A 19,071-nucleotide genomic window follows, 5' to 3' on the forward strand; every position below is an offset into this window, starting at 1 on the left:
GCCGGCACATCGACACCGCAAACCCTGACGCTCCCCGCTCATTCACCAGCTGGCTTGGCAGCTCTGACCGGAGATCAATCCGATTCCCAAGCTGAGCGTGCACACCTGCGACGATCGCAGCATGACCAGTCACGATGGTGAGCCCTGTCCCGAGTGCGGGCACGCGCCCCAGGTGCACCCGAGGCCGGACGGTCGGGACCTTTCTATCTGCGCGACCTGCATCTACGAGGAGGACGAGGGGCTACGCGATGTCGAGGCCATGTGTACGAGGCTCTTCCCGGCTATGCGGGTGGGTGACTAACCGGGTGACGACGGGCGCGGGCAACGGTGGACAACCACGGACGGTGGCGGACCGCTCGGCCAGCTCAACCAAGTAGCCAGCGCAGCTCACGAGCCGGTGGTTGTTCCTTCGGGACGAAGGAGTAGACCGCGCGGTCACCTGACCTGCGAGGGGTCTTCCGATAGTGCCCCTCACCTATGGAAACACCCTTCGCGTTCTTCCAGCGTCTTTCAAAGTCGCTCGTTCTGCTCGGTGCCGAAGTTGTTCCCGCTGATCCTGAACCCGTGGTGCACTCTCCGGGTTGGGCGGTAGGCGTGACCTCTGGTCGCTTCGGCACCTTCGCTCCTGGCACTCGCAGGTACCACGCGATGATGAGTGAAGGTGCGGGCGTTCGTGCACCTGGGCAACGGTCGGACGGTGTTCGCCCGTCGACGAGGCATCGGGATGGCGAAGGAATAGCGAACGGCCCGCCAGGATCGCGTCTGGCGGGCCCGTCTCTGTGCTGGGTGTACCGTCCGAAGTGGCAGGCTCGCCGGTTGTAGCGGTCGGCGGACCGCCCCAGACCGCTACCTGGGAGCCCTGATGACGAACCCGACCACCGGTGACAACCTCGCCCGACTTCGCCGAGCCGCGAAGCTGACCCAAGAGCAGCTGGCCGAGCGCGCCACGTTGAGCGTGGAGACGGTCCGCAAGCTGGAGCAGAACAAGCCCGGGTCGGCCCGTCTGGATACCCTGCACGCGTTCGCCCGCGCGCTCGGCGTGCCCACCACCACGCTGATCGGCGACGCGTCCGAAGCCGCCGCGCGGGACGAGCCAGGCCACCGGCCGCTGTCCCTGGCCGAGATCCGCCGGGCGGTCGCCCCCGTGCACGGGCTGACCGGTGCGGCGCTGGCCGTGCCCGTCGGCGATCCACCACCCGCGGAAACGCTCCGGGCCAAACTGCGCGCCGTCGACCGTGCTTACCAGGCCAACGACTACGCCACCGCGCTGACCGGCATACCGCCGCTGCTGCTCGACGTGCGCGCTGCTGTCGACCTGTCGGACGGTGACGATGAGGCCGCCGCGTACGCGCTGCTGGCCCGCACCCTCCACCTGACCGGAAACCTCCTCATCCAGCTACGCGCGGGCGACCTGGCGCAGACCGCGCTCACGGACGCGCTCACCGCCGCACGCCGCTCCGGCAATCAGGTGGTCTCGGCCACCGTCATTCAAGGGTTGTGCTGGCTGCTGATGCGGCAGGGCCGGCTCGCCGAGGCCGCGCAGCTAGGCGTGTCCACCGCCGACCAGGTGGAACCCCGCTTCTCCCGCGCCACCCCCGGTGAGCTCGCGGCGTGGGGGTGGCTGCTGATGGGCGCCGCCGCGGCGCACGCTCGGGACAACCGACCCAACGAGGCTGCCGAGCTGGTCGACGCAGCCGCTGCGGCGGCGGTCCGGATCGGTGAGCGCGACCCGGGCGGCGAGCACCTGATGATGGTCGGCGGATTCAACGCGGGTCGGGTGCAGATGGCACGGGTGGAGGCGGCGGCGGTGGCCGGCGACCCGGGGCGGGTGCTCACCCTGGCTGAGGCGGTGCCGCCAGGGCCGACGCCGGTCGGATCCAGCTGGCAGCGTCACCGCCTAGACGTCGCGTGGGCGTACGCCGCCCGCCGCCAGTTCGTGGAGTCGGAGGCAATCCTGACCGGACTGGGTAGCCTCGCGCCGTCGTGGCTGCGGCATCAGCGTTACGCCCGGGACATCGTGCGGACGATCGATCTGGGTCGCCGCCGGGCTATGACGGACGACCTGGCTGCGCTGGCTGACCTGGTCGGATACACGAACTAGTACGCTCCGTGCCACCTGCATCATTGATCGTCGACTGTCGTACGGTCTATGCCTTGAACACCGTGGCCGCACCCGCGAACCTCCAAGTGAGGGCCCGGTCACCGGCTGTTTCCCCTGTGACGTCCGGTGTCGGGCCCTCACCCAGGTAGGGCAGGGGCGTCCGTGCCGGAAATGACCGGGCGCCTCAGCCCCTGAGGCGAGGGGTCACCGATGATGCTGCCGAGCCCAACCACCGTCCGGGCGGCTGTGGCCGCTGAGCAGGACAGAGGCCGACAGGCCGCCGCGGCGCTCGACCGGCGGCTCGACGGTCAGCACACGCCGCGCCGGCCGCAGTGGGACTGCGGGGCGTGCGAGCAAGAGTGGCCGTGCAACCCGGCGCGGGTCCGCCTCGCGGAGGCGTACGGGCGGGACCGGGTCGGCCTGGCCATGTACCTCGGCGCGGTGTACATCGCGGCCATCGCCGAACTGCCCGCCAGTGGGCAGCTCGGCGATACGTGGGCCCGGTTTGTGAGCTGGGTGCGCTGACCGCCGGCGGGCAGCATCCACCGCGGCGACGAGAAGCTCCACCACTCCGATTGGTCGCACCGGTGGTCCGGCGGCCCGGCCGACGACGCCGGGCAGGCAGCGCTCAAGGCGCACATGGAAGACCACCGCCGGGGCGAGGACATGCGCCGACCCGAGACGAGCACCTCGACCCGCTGAACGACGAAGCGTCCCCGACCTGATCCGGTCGGGGGCGCTGCTGTGTCTGGTCACAGCAGGATCCCGGTGATGGCCCGGTGGTCGAAGTCGACGGTCTGCCCGTAGACGCTGCGGTAGCGCAGTTTGAACGTGGTCGGCCCCGGGTCACCGCGGGCCCGGCGACGGCATAACCGTAGCGAGCTCCGCTTTTACGTAGACCGCTCCGAAGTAAGATCCGATCTAGCTTCGGAAGGGCCGATGTGACCGGCGACCTAGCTTCGACGCTGAACCGGCACAAATCGGTGCGGATCGACGGTGACGAACTCGGCGTCCAGTAGATCGTTTGCTTCCTCGACGGTGGTCGCGAAAGTGCCCGGCAGGATCCGGACAGCGAAGATCTTTCCCAGGTCCTCCGGGGAGGGATGGCTTGCCCGCCAGAACGAAAAGACGATCACCAACTCGTGTTGATCTAGGTAGGCGTACGTGGACACGTTGTCGACGATCTCGCCCCAGCGCAGGAACCAGAACTGCTCCCGGAGCTCCGTCTCGTCCGCGTGCAGCAGGCGGAATATCTCCTCCGGAGCGCGGCCCGGGAATGGGCAGGGCCTGACGTCACGTCGGCGCACCTGCGCGGCGCTCGAACGCATCGCGTGCGAAAGCGATGGGACAAAGGCCGAGTTGTCATCGATGGTCAGCCGTTTGCCGGCCACCCACAGATCGATGGTGCAGAGGGGAAGCGCCTGGATCTCGCCGACCTCCACGGCGAAGGTGGCCCGGTCACCGAAGCAATGTCTCATCAGCCGGGAGATTAGCGCCCCAGCTTGGCGCCGGGAGTGGCGGCGCCGCCGTGATTACTTAATGGTGAGTAGCTCTCCGGGCCTGTTTGAACTACTCACCATCAAGTGATCAACGGAGCGCGGTCAGAGGTTGGTGATCAGGAGGCCGCACACGACCAGCGGAAGCACTGCGGACAGTGTGCCCACCAGGGCCGATGAGTGGATCCGGGTTCGAGTGATGAGCACCGCGAGCGTCAGTAGGCTGACCAGCAGCGCGAGGAACATCGCCGGCATGGCCACGTAGAGCCCGAACATCAGCATGTCCGATCGTTCGGAGTCGCACACCTCGCCGCAGTCCGCCGGGACCGAGTCGGAGAGCGTGCTGAGGAACAGGCCGAACGACACGACGACTGCTACGTACCAGCCGATCAGCACCAGGAACGAGGAGCGCGCGTCGGCGAGATTTGTGCGTGACGGTGCCAGGGTCATGAGCGGAGTATCCGCCCTTGCACGAGCGGGGTCAGCCCCCGAGGGCGTCGGCGCGGGAGCCGTGGCCGGCGGGGTGGCGGGACCAGCACTGCGGGCGCTGCCGCACGGCGAGCTCCAGTGCCTGATGGTCGGACTCGATCATTTCCCGGGCTATTCGACGCGCCATTTCCAGACGGTCGGCGTGCATGTCAAGATCGGTCGGGCCGGCGCCAGCCATATCGAACTCCTCGTCAGCGTTCGAACTAGTCGCATCATGCGACACGCCGGGGAATCGTCGCCATTCTCCGATCGGTGGAGAGCGCCCGCCGTACGGCTCGGTGTCGTGTACCCCGGTTGCGCCGATGGTAGCGGCCACCGCGCCATCCCGCGTGGATCTGCGGGACCCCGCCTTGCTGGAGGTTTGTACATTGCACGGTGCGCGGATCGGGGGCGCGACATGTCCGGTGAGGGATCTTCGCTACGGGAGGACCGCCGTGCAGCATTCGAGCAGGATCGATCCGTTGTTCGTCGCCGTCGAATCCGATTCGATCACCCGTGCGGATGTCGCCGGGCTCGTCGCCGGGCGGCTGGCCGCCCTCCGTGTGCCGGGGCTGCTGTCCGCGGCCCGCTGCCACGCGATCACCGCCGCGCTCGCCAACGCACCCATGGACCGCTACGACGAGCGTCGGGTGTTTCCCACCGTCGCCAAGTTCGGCCCGGCCATCAACGACCACCGGGATGCCGGTGAACTCCGGGACGACTACTGGGACGCGGCCCGCGCGGCCGAAAAGAGCTGGTCCACGCTTGGCCTGACGGACACGCCACGGGAGCTGTGCCTGGCCGCGTTCCGGGCCGCCTGGCCGGACGTCGCACCCGGGCGGCGGCAGCGCCGGGAGATGCACGTCGGCATCGTCCGCGAGATCAACGCCGGCCTCCAGGTGCACTTCGACGACGCGGTCCGGGAGTACGCGGGCCAGCTGCTCGACGGTGATGTGGTGGCGCAGTTGGCCTTCAACATCTACATCCGGGTGCCGCCGGCCGGTGGTGAGACCGTCCTGTGGCGGCGGCGCTGGCAGCCAGACGACGAAGACCGGCGGATCCCCGGCGGGTACGGCTTCCACGAGTCGGTGGCCGCCGACGTGCAGTCGTTGACACTGCGGCCCACGCTCGGGGAGGGCTTTCTGTTTGATCCACGGCACTATCACACGGTGCGTCCCGCGACCGATGGCCGACGGATCTCCATAGGATGTTTTGTCGGGCTCACCGACGACGGTCGACTGGCCCTCTGGTCGTAGTGAAGGGCGTTTCCCCATGGTGGACAGAAGCGACGTCGAGGCGGCTGCGGCACTGGTCGAGGGGCGGGTCCGGGAAACCCCGGTCATCGCCGTCGATGGTGCCGACCTGGGTGTTCCCGGGCAGCTCAGTCTCAAGCTGGAGCTGCACCAGCACACCGGCTCGTTCAAGCCGCGGGGCGCGTTCAATCGAATGCTCCAGGGGGCGCTGCCGTCGGCCGGGGTGATCGCTGCTTCGGGCGGCAACCATGGCCTCGCGGTCGCGTACGCGGCCCGGTCGCTGGGCGTTCCGGCGGAGGTCTTCGTGCCGGTCACCGCCTCACCGGTGAAGGTGCAGCGGCTGGCCGGACTGGGCGCCCAGGTGCGCCAGGTCGGTCAGCACTACGCCGAGGCGCTGGCGGCGAGCAGCCAGCGGGCCGGGGAGACCGGCGCGTTGGTCGTGCACGCGTACGACCAACCGGAGGTGGTGGCCGGTCAGGGCACCGTCGGCCGGGAGTTGGAGCGGCAGGTGGACGGCATCGACACCGTGCTGGTGGCGGTCGGCGGCGGCGGGTTGGTGTCCGGCATCGCCAGCTGGTTCGACGGGTCGGTTCGCGTCGTCGCCGTCGAGCCCGAGCAGATCCCCACCCTGCACTCGGCCCTCAAGGCCGGCCGGCCGGTGGACATCGAGGTGGGCGGCATCGCCACGGATTCGCTCGGCGCCCGTCGGATCGGCGAGATCGCCTTCGACACCGCCCGGCGGACCGGGGTGGTCTCCGTGCTGGTTCGTGACGAGGACCTGGTGCGGGCGCGCCGCCTGCTCTGGTCGGAGCTGCGGGTCGCCGCCGAGTTGGGTGGTGCCGCCGCGCTGGCCGCGCTGGTCGGCGGCGCGTACGTGCCACAGCCGGGGGAGCGGGTGGCCGTGATCATCTGTGGTGGCAACACCGACCCGAGTGACCTGGGCCCGGCCGCGCCGCACTGATCCCGCCGTTGCCAGGCGCAGCCGGTGGTCAGTCGCCGTTGCGCAGACGGCGCAGTGCGTGCTCCACCTGGAGGGTGTCCAGGTGGGTGTCCCCGAGTAGTCGCCGGCGATCGGCCAACAGTTGCTCGTACGCCTCGATCGCCGGGTCGAGCCGCCCGTCGAGCAGGAGCACCGCCGCCAGGGTGGCCCGGATGGCGAGCACCTCGCCGCGGTCGGCGTGCCGGGGCTCCACGGTGGCCAGGGTGGCCCGCAGCTCAGCCTCCGCCTCGGCGAGTCGGCCCTGCGCCTGCATGCAGCGGGCCAATGTGTGCCTGGCCTGCCAGGTCTCCGGTTGGTTGAGCGGCCAGGTCCGGTACCGGACCTCCAGGATGGCGTGCAGCATCTCCTCGGCTTCGGGTGCACGTTGTTGAGCGAGCACGGCCAGCGCCAGGCTGTGCCGCACGATCATGGTGTCCCAGTGCTCCGGGCCGCGGACCTGATCCTCGGCGGCGACGATCTGCCGCAGCTCCAACTCGGCCTCCGGCCACTGGCGCTGCGCCATGATCGCCTTGGTGAGCTTGTGGCGGCTGGCGAGGGTGTCGGCGTCGTCGCTGCCCAGCACCCTGGTGCGGTCCGCGATCACGTCGCGGAGCACCCGGTCGGCCATCTCCGGCTGGTTGCGTTCCAGCCAGGTGCGGCCCAGCTCGTGGCGTAGCGCCAGCACCTGCGGCCGGTCCAGGTCGTGGTCGTACGCGGCGCAGCCCCGCACGATCGGGTCCAGGATGTCGAAGGCCGAGCCGGGTAGGCCGACCGCGATGAGGTAGCGGGCGGTGAGTCGGGCCAGCTCCAGCGCCCGGCGTACCGTCTCGGGGTCGTGCTTGTGTTTCTGCGGTACGAGGTATTCCCGCACCGCCTCGACCAGGTGCGGCACCAGCACGTCCCAGTTGGCCCAGGCCGCCGAGTCGTCCGGGCTCTGCCCCTCGGTGGCGGCGAGCAGCAGCTTCATGACCAGCCCGTGGTATTCGGCGATCTGCTCGCGGACCTCGTCACGGTCGCGGAACATCGCGTGCACCAGCGGGTGCAGCGACAGCACGTGCGCGAACGCCGGGTCGGTGCCGTCCTCCCGGACGTCGAAGTCGACCAGGGCTAGGTCGCCGATGCCCTCCAACACCTTCAGCCGCTGCTGGCCGGTGAGCCCCTTGAAGAGCGGCGAGACGGCCAGGATGGCCGGCTTGAGCACCACCTCGTAGGGCACCGGGGAGACGCTCAGGCAGGCCAGCACGTTGAGCAGCGGCCGGCTCTGCTGAAGCTTGCGGCGGGTCAGCAGGTCCAGTGAGATGTCGTCGACCTCACGGACGATCTCCAGGCCGAGCGACTCGTCGAGGTCGACGTCGGTGGCGTCGCGCGGTGAGCGGAACCGACGCTCCACAGCGGCCCGGTAGTCGGCGAAGGTGGTGATGGTGGATGAGCCGCGCCAGACCGGGCTTGCGTTGACCGACCGCAGGTAGTTGCCGGCGGCGCGCAGAGCGAGTGGCAACCCGCCCAACTCCCGGGCCAACTCCCGGGCGTTGGCCAGGTCACCGGCCTGCTCGCCGGCCCGGTCGATCAGCACGTGCGCGCCGGCGTCGGCGTCGAGCGGGCGCACCTGGTGCAGCGTCGACCAGGTGCCCCAGGTGGCCCGGTTGCCGTCCCGGGTGGTCACGATGACCACGCCGTCGTCGGCGTCCGGGCGGCGCAGCCAACCGGTGCCGTCGGCGAGCACCCCGTCGGTGGGGCCCAGCGTGGCGGGCTCGTCCGCGCTGTCGAAGATCAGCAACCAGGGCTGCGCGGCCTGGTTGAGATAGCGCCAGACCAGATCGGTCGCGCTGATCATCCCGGCCCAGGCCTGGTCGACCTGGGTCTCGGAGGCACCGAGTTGGCTGACCACCTCACGCATTCCGGAGTTGAGCCGCCCTGCCTGCACCCACCAGACCGTCCGACCTTCCGCCCGGGCGCGGCGGGCGATCTCCAGGGCGACATGGCTCTTGCCGGAGCCGCCCATGCCGCACAGGATGTGCACGGACTCCCCGGAGCCTTTCCCTGGTTGCACGATCTCGTCGATCAGTTTGTCGCGCCCGTGCAGCGGGCTGTCCAGTCGGCCGAGCGGTGGGTCGACGGAGACGCGACTCGGCCGGTCGTACGCAGGCCGGGGCACGCCGGCATCCTCGGGTGGAACGTCCGCAGTCAATGCGGTCCCCCTTCGGTGGCGAAATTGCAGTGGGCCGACGGTGGAAGATCCTGCCCACTTTGTGGACAGCCGGAGGGATCGTCGCCCGCACCACCTCAACCGCAAGGGTATCCATCCCCGTACTGGGTTGCACACTCTCCGTTTAGGCCGCCTGAGCGACCGGAATCGGTGCCGCTATTTCCATTTCGCCGTTGATTCGGGCCGATCCGCCGGGCTCGTGACTCGCGCGGTGCCTCCACGATGGACGTATGAACTGGATGCCGTACCAGGATCTGGTCGACTGGGGTTCGGTGCCGGACTGGTTCGGCGCGGTCGGCTCCATCGCCAGCGTGCTCTTCGTCTACCTCGGGCTGCGGCGGGAGATCCGCGCCCGCCGCTCCGACGATCTGCGGGTCCGGGCCACGCAGGCCCGGCTGGTGTCGGCGGTGGCCGAGATCCGGGGCGCCTCGGTGCTGCGGGTCACCGTGGCCAACGAGAGTGACGCCCCGGTGCTGGACGTGGCGGTGCTGGCTCGGCTCGTCCCGCCTGACGATCCGGACGGCCCACCCGCCGAGCTGGCCGCCGCGAAACAGGTCCGGCGCATACCCGGCCGCGACGTTCACGACCTCTTCGTCACCGTCACGGCGGAGCACCGGTTACGCCCGGCCGACACCGTTCTGGTCGAGCTCACCTTCACCGATCACGACGGAAATCGCTGGCATCGTATCGGCGCCGGCCAACCCGAACCGGGGGGTTGACCGATTGACGTCAGACGAATCCGATTGATCGTTACGAAAGCCGGTGGTCCGGCGGATGAATCGCTCCGCCGGACCACCGTGCTCTCCGTCAGATGGGATAGGTGCGGGCAACCGCCAGCATTTCGGAGCTGTGCGACCCGACGACGCCGACAGCCGGCGGCCGGGGGCGGAAGCCGGGCAGCGCGTCCAGCCCGTCACTGGCGTCCATCGCCCGCAGCGACACCTGCCCGGCGGACGGCCGCAGGGTCAACGTGACCTCGATCCCCTCCGTCGGCGGGGCGTGGAAGACCAGCCCGAAGCCCCACTTCCCCTCGCGGGGCTCCACCGGCACCGACCGTCCGGCCACCTCGGCCCGCAGCACGGTGGCGGTCGACGTGTCGACGTGCAGGGTGGCGAGCCGGGCCGCGCGCTGCGGGGTGAGCCGCAGCCGCAGCGTGCGTTCGCCGCCGGAACTGGCGTCGGCCAGCACCTCCAGCTTCGGCGCCGGCAGGTTCGCCGACTGTGCCGGCCCGGCGCGCAACTCACCGTCGCCGAGCCCGGGGAAGTCGTCGCCGACGTCGGTCACCCCGTCCACGTAGCCGTCCGTCCACGGCTGCGGGTCGCCCTCGTGGCTGAGCCAACGAGCCTGGCCGGTGCCGGCGTCCATGGCGTACATCAGGTGGGTGGGTGCGGGGTGGGCGGCGTCGAACCGGTCGACGGCCAGCCCGACCCCGGCGAGCACCACCGCCGCCACGGCGGCTGCCGCGGCCGGCAGCACGCCGAGCCGTCGGGCGCGTAGCGCCAGCAGGCCGCGCTGACCGCCGGCCTGTGGGTGCAGCAGGTCGACCACCGGCAGGGCGGTCAGGCCGAGCAGCACCGCGACCAGCGCGGCCACCCCGCCCATGCCCATCCCCAGTGCGGGGAAGAGCAGCACCACGGTGGGCAGCAGGATGATCACGCCGACCGCGGCGGCGGCGGTCACCGCGACCACCGGCCACGGCCCGGTCTGCCGGGTCCGCAGCGCGACCAGCCCGCCGAGGGCGCCGGCCAGAGCCGGCAGGGTCGTGAGGTACGCCCCGCCGGGCACCGCCACGGCGAGCAGCACCCCGAGCAGGGCCAGCCAGGCCAGCCCGCCGACAGCGAGCGCGGCCGGGCCGATCCGGCGGCGGGTCAGCGCGTACCAGGTGAACAGGATGGCGGCGGCGAGTGCCAGCACGGCCAACCGGAACCAGATCGGCCGGTACGGGTCGAGCAGTTCCGCGTACCCCGGTCGGATTGTGGTGATCGCCAGCCAGAGCAGCTGCGCGGCGACCGGCGCGACCACGATCGGCACCAGGGCCAGGCCGAAGCCTGCGGCCAGCCGGCCGGTGCTGGCCCGGCCCTGTCGGCGGGTCAGCCAGCCCAGCGCGGCCACCGCGGCCACCGCGAGCAGGGCCAGTGGCAGGGTGAGCCAGCCCGGATAGCGGACCAGCCCGCCGGGGACCGGGAAGTAGGTGGCGTCATGCCCGGAGCGCAGGTCGGTCAGATCGGTGCGGCCGAACTCCCGGGCCAGGCCCAGCGCGTTGTCGCCGTGCTGCTGGAGGCTGCCCCGGTCCATCGACGCCGGAGTGTCCAGCGGCGTGTGATAGATCGCGCCACCGTCGATGTACGCCGAGTTCAACCCGACGAACTTCTGGTCCAGGAACGCGGTGAAGTCGGTGTCGTTGGGCAGCGCGCGGTAGATCTCCACCGCGAACGAGGTGCCGACCGGGTGCGGAGCGGCCCGGCCGAAGACGTCCACCAGCTTCGCGTTGTTCCGGGACGTCTCGAACATGATCACCGGCCCGGTGGAGCCGCGGGCCTCCAGGTTGAGCACCACGCCGCCGTCGGCGGCCAGCGGATGGCTGGCGGCGAACGCGGACGCGCCGCAGAGGCACGCCTCCTCGGCGTCGGTCAGCACGAAGACGATGTCGTTGCGCGGCCGGGGGCCGGTGGTCAGCGCGCGGGCCACCTCCAGGATGGTCGAGGTGCCGGCCGCGTCGTCGTTGCCGCCCGGCCCGGTCTGCACCGAGTCGTAGTGGGCGACCAGGAAGACCCGACCGCTCGAGTCGGTGCCGGGCAGCCGGGCCACCACATTGCGGACGCGGGCCAGGGTCGCTCCGCCCGCCGCCCCGCTGAGCTGGCCGGCCTCCGGTGCCACGGTGTCCTGCACCTCGGTCTCCAGGCCCAGCCCGCGCAACTGCTGTTCGAGGTGCGCGCGGACCTGGTCGTTGGCCGGACTGCCGGCGACATGCGACCGGGTGGCGATCACCTTCACGTCCTCGTACGCCCGGCTGGCGCTGAACTCACCCGCCGGCGCGTCCACCGGCCTCGGCGCGGGTGTGCGCAAATCGAGCAGGCTGCCCGCGCCGACGGCGGCCAGCGCGACCAGGGCCGCAGCGGCGGCCATGAGCCGCCGACGAGGCCGGGTCAGCGCGCGGTTGGCAGGGGGTACGCCCGGAGTCGGACGGGCTGGCACGTCCGTCGTGGCCGGGGTGGTGGGTGCGCCCACAGAAACTCCTCGGGGGGTGGTGGGGCCTGGGGTGGCACCATCCTGCCCGGAGGCGGCCCTCGATGCGATGGCCGGTACGCCCGCATCGACCGCCCGCCCGGCTGGTCATTCGGCCGGCAGTGACGCGGCCCATCCCCGCCCGTGCCGTGGGCATCGTGTTGTGTGCGACCGTTGTCTAATACAGGATCAGCAGGGCACTCGGAAGGAGCCCGACATCACCAGCGAACTCCCGCGTCTCGCGGCGGTGACCCGGCCGCACCGGGGAGCCGGCTTGGCCGGTTCCCCAGTCGTGCCGTACCCGCACGGTGGCCTGGCGCGGCACGCCAACCTTCCGCCGGGCGAGCGGTTGCGGGTGCTGCTGGTGGAGGACGACGAGGGTGACGCCTTCCTGGTCAGTGAGCTGCTCGCCGAAACCAACTCGATGATCGAGCTGCTGATCGCCACCAGCCTCAGCGAGGCGCGGCAGCGGATCGCAGGCGTCGACTGCGTCCTGCTCGACCTGGGCCTTCCCGACGCGCAGGGGCTGGATGGGCTGCGCCAGGTGCTGGAGATGTCCAGCGGCGCCGCGGTCTGCGTGCTGACCGGCCGCTCGGATGAGCACCTGGGCATCGTGGCGGTCGCCGAGGGTGCACAGGACTACCTGGTCAAGGGTCAGGTCGACGGGGTGCTGCTGACCCGGGCGCTGCGCTACGCGGTAGAGCGCAAGCGCGCCGACGAGAACGCCCGCCGGCTGCGGGAGATCGAGCTGCGCCAGGCCGAGTCGGCTCGGCTCGAACGCGGCCTGCTGCCCCAGCCGTTGATGACGACCGACCAGGTGGCGGTGCACACCTTCTACCGTCCGGGCCGGCACGCCGCGCTGATCGGTGGGGACTTCTTCGACGTGGTGCAGACCCGTCCGGACCGTCTCGACCTGATCGTCGGCGACGTCTGCGGGCACGGGGTGGACGAGGCCGCGCTCGGTGTGGAGCTGCGGGTGGCCTGGCGGGCCCTGGTGCTCGCCGGAGTGCCCGACGACGAGGTGCTGCCCGCACTGGAGCAGGTGCTGATGAGTGAGCGCCGCCTCCAGGAGATCTTCGCGACCGTGGCCACCACCCGACTGGACCTGGACGCCAACCGAGCCACCGTCCGACTCGCCGGGCATCCGCCGCCGCTGCTGCTCACCGGCGGCCGGGTCGCCCCGGTGCCCGCGCCCGGCGGTCGGCTGCTGGGCGTGCGACCTCGCCGGCCAACCGCCTACGACCTGGAGTTCGACACCGATGACTGGTCCCTGCTGATGTACACCGATGGTCTGATCGAGGGGCGGGTGGGCGCCGGCAACGAACGGCTCGACGTGCCGGGCCTGAGCGGCCTGCTGGACGAGCCGGCGAACCGCGCGGTGTCGCTGCCCGAGCTGCCGGCCTGGCTGGTCGGCCGGGCCGAGCAGATCAACGGTGGTCCGCTCGCCGACGACGTGGCCATGCTGCTGGTCAGCCGGGGTGGTGGCCGGTGACGCCGGAGGTCGGCGGCTGGAGTCTGCGCCGTCGTGTCATCACGCTGCTCACCGTCGTGGGTGTGCTGTTGATCGGCCTGGCCAGCGCGGAAGCGGCGATGGCCGCCCGCAACCGCGCCCAGATCGACGCCATCCTGAACCAGACCGGCCCGCTGCGGGTGCAGTCACAGGAGTTGCTCAACGCGCTGCTCGACCAGGAGACAGGGATCCGCGGGTACGCGGTCAGCGGTGATCCCGCCGACCTGACCCCGTACCAGGAGGGGCTCGACCAGGAGAAGAGCGTCATCGCCGCGATGCGGGCGCTGCTCGACGACTACCCGCAGATCGGCCAGGAGATGCGGATCGTCGAGGAGCGCACGGCGCGGTGGCGGCAGTCGGTGGCGGAGCCGGTGATCACGACAACCGAGCAGAGCGGCACCAGCGCCGGTCAGGCGTTGGTCACCGAACAGGCCCGGCAGCAGTTCGACGAGGTGCGATCGGCGGTGAACGACCTCCAGGAGGAGATCCTGGCCGCCCGGGAAAAGGCCGCCGCCAACGTGCGCACCAGCAGCAACGTGCTGGTCGTCCTGTTGATCGTCGCCGCGCTGGTGGTCGTCGTCGCCGGTACGGTGCTGCTGCTTTCCCTGGACCGGATGGTCATCAGGCCCCTGATCGGGCTGGCCGACCAGGTCCGCGAGGTCGCCAAGGGTGACTACCAGCACGGCATCGCCACCACCGGTCCGCCGGAGTTCATCCGGCTCGGCGAGGACGTGGACGCGATGCGCCAGAAGATCGCCGCCGACCTGGCCGAGGTGCGGGCTGCCCGCGAGCGCATCGAGTGGGTCAACAGTCAGCTCCAGAAGCAGGCGGAGGAGCTGACCCGGTCCAACCGCGACCTGGAGCAGTTCGCGTACGTGGCCTCGCACGACCTGCAGGAGCCGCTGCGCAAGGTGGCCAGCTTCTGCCAACTGCTCCAGCGCCGCTATGCCGGGCAGCTCGACGAGCGGGCCGACCAGTACATCGCCTTCGCGGTGGACGGCGCGCAGCGGATGCAGCGTCTGATCAACGACCTGCTCGCGTTCTCCCGGATCGGCCGACTCACCACCGGCTTCGTCGAGGTCGATCTCAACAAGGTGATGGGCGACGTGGCCGGCCAGACCGAGGCCGCCCGGCAGTACGCCGATGCCGAGCTAACCTGGACCGAGCTCCCGGTGATCTCGGGTGAGGAACCGCTGCTCACCAACCTGCTGGCCAACCTGGTCAGCAACTCGATCAAGTTCCGTCGCCTGGACGTGCCGCCGAAGGTGCACATCTCGGCCCGGCTGGTGGGTGCCGAGTGGGAGATCAGCTGCCAGGACAACGGCATCGGGATCGAGCCGGAGTTCGCCGACAAGATCTTTGTGATCTTCCAGCGGCTGCACTCGAAGGACGCGTACCCGGGCACCGGCATCGGATTGGCCATCGTCAAGAAGATCGTCGAATATCACGGCGGCCGGGTCTGGGTGGACACCGACGTGCCGGAGGGCACTGCGATCCGGTTCACCCTACCGGCGCTTCCCGGTGACATCGAGGCCGCAGCTGCCGCGGCTGGCGACTCGCCGGAGCAGCCGCAGACTGTGGCAGAGGGCGACGTGACGCCCTCGAACGAGGCTCCGGCGGGGCTGGCGGAGCAGTCCGCCGGGCCGGACCGGCCGGACCGGGCAGACGAGTCGCCGGAAAGCGGTAGAACGGGTGACATGAGGGAGACGGTGGGATGACCGCGCCGGCGGATGGCAAGAGCCCGATCGAGGTCCTGCTCGTGGAGGACGATCCGGGTGATGTGTTGATGACCCAGGAGGCGTTCGAGGAGCACAAGCTGCGTAACCGGCTGAGCGTCGTCTCCGACGGCACCGAGGCGCTCGCCTACCTGCGGCAGGAGGGCCAGTACTCCGACGCCCTGACGCCCGACCTGATCCTGCTCGACCTCAACCTGCCCCGCCGAGACGGCCGGGAGGTGCTGGAAGAGATCAAGAAGGACGAGAACCTGCGTCGGATCCCGGTGGTGGTGCTCACCACCTCGCAGGCCGACGAGGACATCCTGCGCAGCTACCAGCTGCACGCCAACGCCTACGTGACCAAGCCGGTGGACTTCGAGCGCTTCATCTCGGTGGTCCGTCAGATCGACGAGTTCTTCGTCAGCGTGGTCAAGCTGCCGCCGCGTGGCTGACACCCTGCTCGACGACGTAGGCGACCTGCTCCGGGAGGTCGCCGATCAGGTCGTGCTGCCACTGTTCGGCAAGCTCGACGACGCCGACGTGTCGGAGAAGGCACCCGGCGAGGTGGTCACCATCGCTGACCGCCGGGCCGAGGAGCTGCTCTCGGCGGGGTTGCGCCGGCTGCGGCCGGGCTCGAAGGTCGTCGGCGAGGAGGGCGTCGCCGACGACCCGGGGTTGCTGCGGCACCTGCGCGATGCCGGGGACGTGTGGCTGGTCGACCCGGTCGACGGCACCGCCAACTTCGCCGCCGGTCGCCGGCCATTCGCCGTCATGGTGTCGCTGCTGACCGACGGGCGGCCAATCGCTGGCTGGATCCTCGACCCGCTCGCCGACACTCTCGCCGCCGCCTGGGCGGACGACGGCACCCTGCTCAACGGCCGGCCGGTGGACGGCAGCGCCTCGGTGCCGCCGCTCGGTGAGCTGCGCGGCGTGGCGATGACCAGGTTCCTGCCGCCGGAGACCCGGGACCGGGTCCGCGCTGGCGGCCGGCGGCTCGGTGAGCTGCTGCCCGGCCAGCACTGCGCAGGCCGGGAGTATCTGGACATCCTCACCGGCGAGCAGCAGTTCGCCCTCTTCTGGCGCACACTGCCGTGGGACCATGCCCCGGGCTCCCTGCTGGTTCGCGCGGCCGGTGGCGTCGCCCGCCGGTTCGACGGCGTCGACTACCACCCCGCTGACGACGGCCGCGGTCTGCTCGTCGCGGCCAACGAGCAGGTCTGGACCGAAGTGCGCGACGCCCTCATCGGCCCCTGATCCGCGCGCTACGCGACAGTGTTGGCACGCTCCGTCGACACCGTGTCAAGCCGGCGGCCAGGGGGCTGGTCACTGGCGCGCAGTCCGGTATCGTGACCGGCGGTCTCCGCCAGCAGGCCGCCGACCGGCGCCGGCGGGGACGCCGCCGCGCAGTGGTTCACCGGGGGCCGGCGGTCGACGGAAGGACGCTTTCGTGCCCAGGACCAGGCTCAGCCCGCGGCTCGGTCGCCGCGCCCTGTTCGCCGTGCTCGCCACCGCCGCGCTGGTGCTCGGCGGTGCGGCCGTGCCCGCGTACGCGGAGCCCGACGAGGGCGGCAGCAAGAAGCTGCAGGACGCGTTGGAGCTGACCGCCAAGGGCCACATCGATGCCAAGGCCAAACTGGACAACTCCAAGCGTCGCCAGACGGCGCTGACCGGTGAGCTGACGGCGGTCGAGGGTCGGTTGGCCGGGCTCACCGCCCAGGTCGGCGAGGTGGCCGCGCAGTCGTACCGCGTCGGCCGGCTCAGCCCGGCGTCGATGCTGCTCAACACCGCCACGCCGCAGGCGTTCCTGCAACGCGCGAGCGACCTCGACATGATGGCCCAGCGGGACAGCAAGCGGCTGCGTGATCTCGTCGAAGCCCGGGGGCAGGCGCAGCAGGCCAAGGTCGCCATCGACGCCGAGGTCCGCGAGCAGCAGAAGCAGCTCGCCGTGATGGCGAAGAAGAAGAAGGAGGCCGAGGCGGCGCTCGCCGAGGTCAGCTCGGGCGGCAGCAACGGTTTCAGCGGTGGCAGCTCCACCTCGGCGAAGCCGGCGCCGCGCAACTCCGACGGATCCTGGCCGTCGGAATCCTGCTCGGTGAAGGACCCGACCACCTCCGGTTGCATCACCCCACGCACCCTCAACGCGCTCAAGCAGACCCAGGCGGCCGGCTACAAGCGGCACGTCTCCTGCAAGCGCGAAGGTGGCGGCGGAGAGCACCCGAAGGGGCGGGCCTGCGACTTCGCGGCAGCCACCAACGGCTTCGAGGATCGCAACGCGACCGGCGGCGACAAGGCGTACGGAGACAGCCTGGCCGCCTGGCACGTGCGCAACGCCGACCGACTGGGCGTGCTCTACGTGATCTGGTACCGGCAGATCTGGCATCCCGGCACCGGATGGCGCTCGTACAGTGGCAGCGGCAGTCCCGCCGCGTCCCACACGAACCATGTTCATCTCTCGATGTACTGACCCGGAGCACCAGCTTCGCTGCGTACCATCGCGACGATGAACTCCCCACCATCCGACGTAGCGGCCCCACCGGCTTCCTCGGCCCCGTCCGTGCCGGTCACCGGCCGGGCGTTGCCAAACGGCCTGGCCGCCTTTCTGGTCTTCTTCTCCAGCGGCGCCGTGCTGGTGCTGGAGACCGTCGCGCTGCGCCTGGTCGGCCCGTACGTCGGGGTGACCCTCCAGGTGACCAGCTCGGTGATCGGCATCGCGCTGGCCGCGATCGCGTACGGGGCGTGGTCCGGTGGATGGCTGGCCGACCGACGTAATCCCCGTGGCCTGCTGGCACCGGCGTTGGTGCTGGCCGGCATAGCCACCGCGGTCACCCTGCCCGTGGTCCGGTACGCCGGTGAGGTGCTGCGCGGCGGTGCGGAGACCGCCATCCTGCTGCTGGTGGCGCTGGCCGTGTTCGTGCCGGCCGCTCTGCTGGCGGCGGTCACCCCGCTGGTCGTGAAGCTTCAGCTCGCCGACCTGCGCCGCACCGGTCAGGTGGTCGGTCGACTGTCCGGGATCGGCACGCTTGGCGGCATCACCGCCACCCTGCTCACCGGCTTCGTGCTGGTCGCCGCGCTGCGCAGCACGGTGATCCTGCTGGCACTGGCGATCGCGCTCGGGCTGGTCGGCATCGGCCTCGGCTGGTACTTGCGCCGGCAGGACCCCACCGAGCTGCCCGGTCCGGCCCGGACGCGGGCCGCGCTGGCCGTCCTCGGCCTGGTCGGGGCGGGACTGACCACCGTGGCACCGAACCCGTGCGACATCGAGACGGCGTACCACTGCGCCCGGGTGGCGTCCGACCCGAACCGGCCCACCGGGCGCACGCTGCTGCTCAACTCGGCCCAGCACTCGTACGTCGACCTGGCCGACCCGAAGCACCTGGAATACGCGTACACCAAGTGGATCGGCGCGGTCGCCGACGTCGCCGCGCCGGCCGGTCAGCGGTTGGACGCGCTGCACCTGGGCGGCGGCGGTTTCACCGTGCCGGGCTACCTGACCGCCACCCGGCCGGGCACCGACAACGTGGTGTTCGAGATCGACGGTGGGCTGGTCGAGCTGGGCGAGCGGGAGTTGGGCGTACGCCCGGGGCCGGACCTGCGGGCGGTGGTGGGCGACGCCCGGATGCTGGTCGTCGGTGAGCCGACGGACAGCCGCGACCTGGTGGTCGGTGATGCGTTCGGCCACCTGGTGGTGCCCTGGCACCTGGCCACCCGCGAAATGGCCGCCGAGGTCCGACGGGTGACCCGCCCCGGCGGCGTGTACGTGCAGAACGTCATCGACTATCCGCCGCTGCGGTTCATCCGCGCGGAGCTGGCCACGGTGGCCGCCGAGTTCGCGCACGTCGCGTTGATCGCGCCGCCGGAGGCGCTCGCCGAGGAGCGGGGGTCCAACTTCCTCATCGTCGGCTCCGATGCGCCGCTGCCACTGGAAGCCGTCCAAGCCCGGCTCGGCGAGGTCGACCCGAAGGTCAGCCTGCTGTCCGGCGCGGAGCTGACGGATTTCGTCGGCGGCGCCATGGTGTTGACCGACGACTACGCCCCGGTGGACCAACTGCTGGCCACCGCCTGAACGGGTGACAATGCTGACCGATTCCGATCCTTGAGGTGTAGGTCGGCTGCTCGTG

16 protein-coding genes are annotated in these 19,071 nt (G+C 70.8%); 11 read left to right on the plus strand and 5 right to left on the minus strand.

Annotated features, from left to right (window positions below):
• Positions 1–862 precede the first annotated feature (862 nt).
• Together ABZT18_RS29380 and ABZT18_RS29385 are read left to right on the plus strand one after the other, a co-directional pair.
• Complete coding sequence (locus ABZT18_RS29380; protein WP_354996781.1) at positions 863–2,101, plus strand: helix-turn-helix domain-containing protein; 1,239 nt, start codon at positions 863–865, stop codon at positions 2,099–2,101.
• A gap of 210 nt (positions 2,102–2,311) precedes the next feature.
• Positions 2,312–2,626 (plus strand): flavin reductase, encoded by a 315-nt coding sequence (locus ABZT18_RS29385; protein WP_354996780.1) that lies wholly within the window; start codon positions 2,312–2,314, stop codon positions 2,624–2,626.
• Between the two features lie 428 nt (positions 2,627–3,054).
• Here the strand turns inward: ABZT18_RS29385 and ABZT18_RS29390 are convergent, their stop codons facing one another.
• The 3 genes from ABZT18_RS29390 to ABZT18_RS29400 all read right to left on the minus strand — a co-directional run bounded on the left by ABZT18_RS29390 (position 3,055) and on the right by ABZT18_RS29400 (position 4,402).
• Positions 3,055–3,579 (minus strand): hypothetical protein, encoded by a 525-nt coding sequence (locus tag ABZT18_RS29390; RefSeq protein ID WP_354996779.1) that lies wholly within the window; start codon positions 3,577–3,579, stop codon positions 3,055–3,057.
• A gap of 123 nt (positions 3,580–3,702) precedes the next feature.
• The gene (locus ABZT18_RS29395; RefSeq protein ID WP_354996778.1) at positions 3,703–4,047 is read right to left on the minus strand and encodes a hypothetical protein; all 345 of its coding nucleotides are present in this window, start codon (positions 4,045–4,047) and stop codon (positions 3,703–3,705) included.
• Positions 4,048–4,078: 31 nt separating this feature from the next.
• Complete coding sequence (locus ABZT18_RS29400) at positions 4,079–4,402, minus strand: hypothetical protein (RefSeq protein WP_354996777.1); 324 nt, start codon at positions 4,400–4,402, stop codon at positions 4,079–4,081.
• A 118-nt stretch (positions 4,403–4,520) separates the two neighbouring features.
• On the opposite strand from ABZT18_RS29400, the gene ABZT18_RS29405 reads away from it, so the two are divergent.
• Positions 4,521–5,321, plus strand: a complete 801-nt coding sequence (locus tag ABZT18_RS29405; RefSeq protein WP_355252981.1) for a proline hydroxylase — start codon at positions 4,521–4,523, stop codon at positions 5,319–5,321.
• Positions 5,322–5,337: 16 nt separating this feature from the next.
• On the plus strand, positions 5,338–6,279 hold the full coding sequence (locus tag ABZT18_RS29410) for a threonine/serine dehydratase (RefSeq protein WP_354996775.1): 942 nt from the start codon (positions 5,338–5,340) through the stop codon (positions 6,277–6,279).
• 28 nt (positions 6,280–6,307) lie between these two features.
• Here the strand turns inward: ABZT18_RS29410 and ABZT18_RS29415 are convergent, their stop codons facing one another.
• Entirely contained in the window at positions 6,308–8,452 is a 2,145-nt protein-coding gene (locus ABZT18_RS29415; RefSeq protein ID WP_355252984.1) for a tetratricopeptide repeat protein, read from the minus strand.
• A gap of 281 nt (positions 8,453–8,733) precedes the next feature.
• Between ABZT18_RS29415 and ABZT18_RS29420 the strand changes: the two genes are divergently transcribed.
• The gene (locus ABZT18_RS29420) at positions 8,734–9,222 is read left to right on the plus strand and encodes a hypothetical protein (RefSeq protein ID WP_355252987.1); all 489 of its coding nucleotides are present in this window, start codon (positions 8,734–8,736) and stop codon (positions 9,220–9,222) included.
• Between the two features lie 88 nt (positions 9,223–9,310).
• Here ABZT18_RS29420 and ABZT18_RS29425 read toward each other — a convergent pair whose 3' ends face one another.
• Positions 9,311–11,629 (minus strand): M28 family peptidase, encoded by a 2,319-nt coding sequence (locus ABZT18_RS29425; RefSeq protein WP_355252998.1) that lies wholly within the window; start codon positions 11,627–11,629, stop codon positions 9,311–9,313.
• Positions 11,630–12,020: 391 nt separating this feature from the next.
• Here ABZT18_RS29425 and ABZT18_RS29430 point away from each other — a divergent pair, with 391 nt between their 5' ends.
• The 6 genes from ABZT18_RS29430 to ABZT18_RS29455 all read left to right on the plus strand — a co-directional run bounded on the left by ABZT18_RS29430 (position 12,021) and on the right by ABZT18_RS29455 (position 19,016).
• A complete protein-coding gene (locus tag ABZT18_RS29430) occupies positions 12,021–13,220 on the plus strand; it encodes a fused response regulator/phosphatase (RefSeq protein ID WP_354996820.1) in 1,200 nt (399 codons plus the stop codon).
• On the plus strand, positions 13,217–14,956 hold the full coding sequence (locus ABZT18_RS29435) for an ATP-binding protein (protein WP_355252990.1): 1,740 nt from the start codon (positions 13,217–13,219) through the stop codon (positions 14,954–14,956). Before ABZT18_RS29430 ends, ABZT18_RS29435 begins: the two co-directional genes overlap by 4 nt.
• Complete coding sequence (locus ABZT18_RS29440) at positions 14,953–15,405, plus strand: response regulator (protein WP_354996771.1); 453 nt, start codon at positions 14,953–14,955, stop codon at positions 15,403–15,405. Before ABZT18_RS29435 ends, ABZT18_RS29440 begins: the two co-directional genes overlap by 4 nt.
• Positions 15,398–16,207, plus strand: a complete 810-nt coding sequence (locus ABZT18_RS29445) for an inositol monophosphatase (RefSeq protein ID WP_354996770.1) — start codon at positions 15,398–15,400, stop codon at positions 16,205–16,207. Before ABZT18_RS29440 ends, ABZT18_RS29445 begins: the two co-directional genes overlap by 8 nt.
• 193 nt (positions 16,208–16,400) lie before the next feature.
• Entirely contained in the window at positions 16,401–17,417 is a 1,017-nt protein-coding gene (locus tag ABZT18_RS29450) for a hypothetical protein (RefSeq protein ID WP_354996769.1), read from the plus strand.
• Between the two features lie 36 nt (positions 17,418–17,453).
• Positions 17,454–19,016, plus strand: coding sequence for a fused MFS/spermidine synthase (locus tag ABZT18_RS29455; protein WP_354996768.1), 1,563 nt, complete (start codon positions 17,454–17,456; stop codon positions 19,014–19,016).
• Positions 19,017–19,071: the final 55 nt, after the last annotated feature.

The organism is Micromonospora sp. NPDC005291, from assembly GCF_040607415.1.
Classification (GTDB): Bacteria; Actinomycetota; Actinomycetes; order Mycobacteriales; family Micromonosporaceae; genus Micromonospora.